This is a genomic window from uncultured Campylobacter sp. (assembly GCF_938040115.1).
In the GTDB taxonomy this organism is placed as follows: domain Bacteria; phylum Campylobacterota; class Campylobacteria; order Campylobacterales; family Campylobacteraceae; genus Campylobacter_A.
Genome location: NZ_CALHXD010000296.1, coordinates 1 through 5,678, shown reverse-complemented (window position 1 = coordinate 5,678; position 5,678 = coordinate 1). Strand labels below are relative to the sequence as shown.

4 protein-coding genes and 1 CRISPR repeat array are annotated in these 5,678 nt (G+C 42.9%); of the genes, 3 read left to right on the top strand and 1 reads right to left on the bottom strand.

The window, feature by feature from the left end; all coding sequences use genetic code 11:
- From Q0314_RS10075 to Q0314_RS10065, 3 genes are all read left to right on the top strand, one after another.
- Window positions 1–1,121: toprim domain-containing protein (locus Q0314_RS10075; RefSeq protein WP_298058678.1), on the top strand; the 1,121-nt coding region annotated here is incomplete at its 5' end.
- Window positions 1,118–2,104, top strand: a complete 987-nt coding sequence (locus tag Q0314_RS10070) for an argininosuccinate synthase domain-containing protein (RefSeq protein ID WP_298058676.1) — start codon at window positions 1,118–1,120, stop codon at window positions 2,102–2,104. The genes Q0314_RS10075 and Q0314_RS10070, both read left to right, overlap by 4 nt.
- Before the next feature lie 298 nt (window positions 2,105–2,402).
- Window positions 2,403–2,975 carry a restriction endonuclease gene (locus Q0314_RS10065; protein ID WP_298058674.1) on the top strand — a complete coding sequence of 191 codons (573 nt, stop codon included), beginning with the start codon at window positions 2,403–2,405 and terminating at the stop codon, window positions 2,973–2,975.
- A 99-nt stretch (window positions 2,976–3,074) separates the two neighbouring features.
- A CRISPR array of direct repeats spans window positions 3,075–4,746; the repeat unit is 30 nt; unit sequence GTTTCAAACTCCAACGGAGTAAAATTTAAC.
- Between the two features lie 387 nt (window positions 4,747–5,133).
- On the opposite strand, the gene cas1 is transcribed toward Q0314_RS10065, so the two are convergent.
- Window positions 5,134–5,678: CRISPR-associated endonuclease Cas1 (gene cas1, locus Q0314_RS10060; protein ID WP_298058672.1), on the bottom strand; the 545-nt coding region annotated here is incomplete at its 5' end.

The following is a 5,678-nucleotide window of genomic DNA, read 5'->3' as shown; positions in this document are numbered from 1 at the left end:
ACGGCATCTACGCTAGCTTCATAAACCGCATCACCTTTCCTATCTATACGCACGCGGGACGGCTGGTTGGTTTTGGCGGACGCACGATCAGCGGCAACCCCGCTAAATACGTAAATTCGCCCCAGTCCGCGGTTTTTGACAAGTCCACGCTTTTTTACGGCTATCACCTGGCAAAGCGCGAAATTTTCACCAAAAATCAGATCATCATCACCGAAGGCTACATGGACGTCATCATGCTGCACAAGGCGGGCTTTAACAACGTCGTAGCCGTGCTTGGAACCGCGCTCACGACCAAGCACCTACCGCTTTTAAAGCGCGGCGAGATTAGCGTTATTTTGTGCTTTGACGGCGACGATGCAGGCATAAACGCCGCGACGAAGTCCGCCCTGCTGCTCGCGCAAAACGAAATCGACGGTAGCGTCGTCATCATAGAGGGCGGCGCAGATCCGGCCGATATGGTGGTAGCGGGCAAGATAGAGTATCTGCGGCAAATTTTTGAAAGCGGCACGGAGATCGGCGAATTTTACATCAGGCATCTAGCTAGCGGCTTTGACCTCTCGCGCCCCGTACAAAAGCAAAAAGCGCTAGAAGCGATCCAGGCCTTTACGGCGAGTCTAAAACCCGTCGTCGCAAACTCCTACGCGCCGCTCGTGGCTAAAATTTTAAAGATAGCCGAGGGGTCGTTTTGGCTAACTAGAGGCGCAAATACGCAAGCCGCTCAGGAGCGCATGCAAGCCTACGAAATACAAAATTTGGGCAAAAATCAGCGCGGGCGTAAGGATATACTTGAAATTCGGTTTTTAAAAACGATGATCGAAAATCCAAATTTTAAAAGAATTGTTTTAGAAAATTTAAAAACTGAGTATTTTGTGCGGCACAGAGATATTTTCGAGGCCGTAGCGCAGGGAGTCGATGCGGACGATCCGGCCGTGCGCGAGCTGATGTTTGAAAACTACGACGCCTTTAAAGACGAGGATGAAATTTTAAAAAATATAGTTATTTTAAAAGTGAGATTTTACGAGAATTTGCACAAAGAATATTCGGCAAAACAAATTCCTTTAGAGGAAAAAAAACAAATACTATCAAAAATAAAAAAAATTATTGAGGAACTTAAAAAATGAAAGCATTAGTTTTATTTAGCGGCGGGCTTGATAGTATGATCTCTATCAAGCTTCTAACCGGCCAAGGCATCGAAGTTACGGCGATCCATATCGACATCGGCTTTAGCGGCGACGAGAAAAAGGCAGAAATTTTACGCCGCCGCGCGAACGAAGCCGGAGCCGAGTTTAAGATCGTAGATATCAGAAACGAATACCTACGCGAGGTGCTTTTTACGCCTAAACACGGCTACGGCAAGCACTTTAACCCCTGCATCGACTGCCACGGATATATGTTTAAAACGGCGCTTGCGATGATGAGCGCGGAGGGTGCTAGCTTTATCGCTACAGGCGAGGTGATCGGCCAGCGTCCGATGAGTCAAAGACGCGACGCGATGGCGCAGGTCAAAAACGCCGCGGGCGACGAGGAGGATCTCATCCTGCGTCCGATGTCTGCGCAGCTGATGAAGCCCACAAAACCGGAGCGCGAGGGCTGGGTCGATCGCAGTAAGCTGCTAGGCATCAGCGGACGCGACCGCAAAAGGCAGCTAGCCCTCGCCAAGGAATTCGGCTTTAGCGAATTTGAGACGCCCGGCGGCGGGTGCTTGCTCACGATCGAGAGCTTTGCGAATAAAATCAAAGATTTCATCAAATTTGACCCCGATATGACGAGCGCGGATATGCAGCTACTGCGCCTCGGACGCCATCTGCGCCTAACAAACGGCACCAAAATGGTCATCGGCCGCGACGAAAACGATAACGCCAAACTGCTAGCCCTAAATAATCCGAAATTTACGCAGATCAAATTTGACGAGGGCGTCGTGGGCGCGACTAGTCTCGTGGATGCTAAATTTAACGAGGCCGACCTCGAGTTTGCCGTGCGGCTGGCGCTTGCTTATACCAAGGCGAACAAGGACGCGGAGGTGCGAGCTAGGATCGGCGAGCGCGAGATTTGCGTGAAGCCTTTTGAGAGCAAGCAGGCTGCTCAGGAGTTTTTTGTTAGTTAAACTTAAGAGCTTTAAATTTGCCTGATTTTCGGAAAAGGGCAAATTTAAGCGGCTCGAAGCGCTTAAATTTTTGTCGTCTTTCATTAAATTTACCGCAAATTTTAGAGTCCGCGCATGGATAAATTTCAAATTTACGACACAAATCTTTTATTTTAACTCGGCAAATTTAATTTACATTACGACGTACCAAAATCAAAATGATACTGGCTTTTATTTTATTTTGATATATTTTAAGTATAATTCTCATTTTAATATAATAATGAGAGTTTTTGCGATGGATTATCAAGGATTATTTTTATTGGCGCAGTTTTTAAACGAGAGAAAAAAGGCGAGTCGTAAAGAGATAGCGGAGTTTTTATCGGGCGAAACGGGTGCGAGCCAGAGCAAAACGGACGCGCTTTTAAGCGTCATAGCAAACAGCCCTAAAATTCAAGCTTTGCCGCAAGAAAAAAGGATCGTTTTAAAGACTTCGCGCGGGATTTACGAGATAAGCAAAGTCGGTGAAAAACTCTTAAAAAGCAAAAATGCTCGGCAAAATTTTGAAGCTTGGATCGGCGACGTTTACGGCAAAACTGCGACGCAAAATTTACCCGCGCCCAAAACTAAAAAATACCTAAAAACCATCACCGCTCTCGTCGTGCATGAGATAAAAGACAAAATGATCGGCGAAGCTATCAAAAAGCCGATAGAGGCGATAAAAACACTCGCGCTAAAACTCATGAAAAAGCATAAATACTTAGGAAAATTCTATGCTTTTAGACACGTTTTTTTGGCGCTTTTGGCTGCCAAGATCGCGTTTGACGTCGTCAAATTCTTTAAAAATCGCAAGCTAGAAAAACTGCTTGCAGGCAATCAGCCGATAGGCTGTTAGCCAAATTAACAGAAAATCATAAATTATTTATTGCAAGTTTGTATTTTGTCGCCCGTCTATAATCAATCGCACAGCATACTAAGCCACAAAAATTGATTACATCAAAACTCCAACGGAGTAAATTTTAACGCTATCGTTTGCGCTATTTAGCAGCTTGTCTAGCTTTTGTTTCAAACTCCAACGGAGTAAATTTTAACGCCTGGGCCCGCGCTTGCGCCTTTGCCTTTGCCGTTGTTTCAAACTCCAACGGAGTAAAATTTAACCGTTTGGTGCCGGGTTTTAGGTTTGACGGGTTTGAGTTTCAAACTCCAACGGAGTAAAATTTAACTAAACGCGGACGAGTATTACGCTTTTTCGCTAGCGCCGTTTCAAACTCCAACGGAGTAAAATTTAACAAAAATGATTCTAGAGCGGATAAAGCTCGCAAAAAAGTTTCAAACTCCAACGGAGTAAAATTTAACGCTTGAAAAAAATATAAACGGTTCGCGCACTAGCCGTTTCAAACTCCAACGGAGTAAAATTTAACATACGACAACGACGAAACAATACCGTTTTAGGGGCGTTTCAAACTCCAACGGAGTAAAATTTAACGCCAACGCCTAGCGTATTTTTATATTGAGAATATCGTTTCAAACTCCAACGGAGTAAAATTTAACTCTACGCTAAACTCGTTAAAAAAATCACTAGGCTCGTTTCAAACTCCAACGGAGTAAAATTTAACACTCAAAAACTGCCTCAAAAATCAACTTCCCAAAGCAGTTTCAAACTCCAACGGAGTAAAATTTAACTTTACCCCAAAATGTTGGATCAATAGAACTATTGCCAGTTTCAAACTCCAACGGAGTAAAATTTAACTCAGACTACACGAAGACAAATCACACAAAGAAAGGAATGTTTCAAACTCCAACGGAGTAAAATTTAACCCTTTATTTCAAATGATAGAACCTCAATATTACGAAGTTTCAAACTCCAACGGAGTAAAATTTAACAATCGTAAAAGGCGTTCCCTGCCGCTAGCCCGCCGGTTTCAAACTCCAACGGAGTAAAATTTAACAAAAAAACCTAGCCAAAATAACCCAAATGCTAGAGTTTCAAACTCCAACGGAGTAAAATTTAACATCAAAAGTCTATAAGGTTAGCGATGAATTTGCGAGTTTCAAACTCCAACGGAGTAAAATTTAACGATCTTTATCGTGGCGAGGTTATAGTTGTAGTTTCGTTTCAAACTCCAACGGAGTAAAATTTAACTCTATTTCTCATGCTCAACCTGAGTTTTTACAAGAGTTTCAAACTCCAACGGAGTAAAATTTAACGCGATACGTTCGGCGTTGAAGTTGATATAAGCACGAAGTTTCAAACTCCAACGGAGTAAAATTTAACAGGATGGGGATAATGTCTATTCTGACCCTTTTTTGTTTCAAACTCCAACGGAGTAAAATTTAACTGATTTTTTTTAAAAATTTTGCCATATTCTTTTTTTGTTTCAAACTCCAACGGAGTAAAATTTAACCGTCGTCCTTATACCATGCGTCATACCTACGCTACGTTTCAAACTCCAACGGAGTAAAATTTAACATTTTTTACGGCGTTGTTCCTGCCGATGGTGTTACGTTTCAAACTCCAACGGAGTAAAATTTAACATAACAGGTGTAGTGTTGTATGCGTCAGCATATAATCGTTTCAAACTCCAACGGAGTAAAATTTAACACGAACACAGATACGAACATTAGCAACGAAATTAGTTTCAAACTCCAACGGAGTAAAATTTAACAGCACCAAAATATACATTTTTAGGGCTATTAAAACTCAAAGTCTATATTTTTACGCCTTAAATTTGCATAAAAAGCAAAATAATATCGATACAAAATGCCCTAAATTTCATCATTTCTAAAATCTTAGAAAAAGCTTTATCGAGATGATTTGGATTTTAAAGTGACGCCTAGAAATTAAATAGCCCGCTGCAATAAGGGCAAATCGACAACCCCAATCCGCCCGTAACGACAAAAGCAAATTTTATAAGTCGGACGCATTTTGTATTTTACCACAAACATCCAAAGCAAAATCGCAAATGCTGTTTTGACGTCAAACAAACACCGTAGCAAGGGATACAAAAGTCAAATAACTTTAAACTGACGTCCCTACCGACAAAATATCAAATTTACCCCCACCTAAATCCCTCGTAAGGCGCATCCTCGCAGATACATTTTTTGATCTGATTAGCCTCGCGGCGGATCACCTGCCGCCACGTGAGATCGCGCCCGCCAAGCGAGATCGTTTCGCCAAGCCTTGCGATCATTTTTAGCTCGATCTTTTGCACGGCGTCGTTGCTAAATTTTATCCGCCCGGCGTCGGTTTGAAAGTCCTTTGCGGTGATCTCTTTTTTATTTAGCATATTAAAAATCAGCGTATCGCCCAAAATCGGCTTAAAAATCTCCGCGAGATCTAGGTGCAGGCTCAGCGCACGGTAGTTTGGCTCGTGCAAAAAGCCGATGCGCGGATCAAGCTCGGTCTTGTAAATTTCGCTAAGACAGACGTTATAAATGCGCGTATTTACGTAGCCTATGAAGCTGTTGATTTTATCGGCGGGCGGGCGCTTGGAGCGGACGGTAAATTTAAAACTTTTTTGATCCGCGATTATTTCGTTCCATTTTTCGTAGTATAACTTTTGAAACGCCCCTTCCACCGCCATTATCGCAGGCACGT

Bases quoted from the DNA above. Each gene is read 5' to 3' on its own strand.
- Q0314_RS10070 (WP_298058676.1), top strand. From the start codon at position 1,118: ATGAAAGCATTAGTTTTATTTAGCGGCGGGCTTGATAGTATGATCTCT.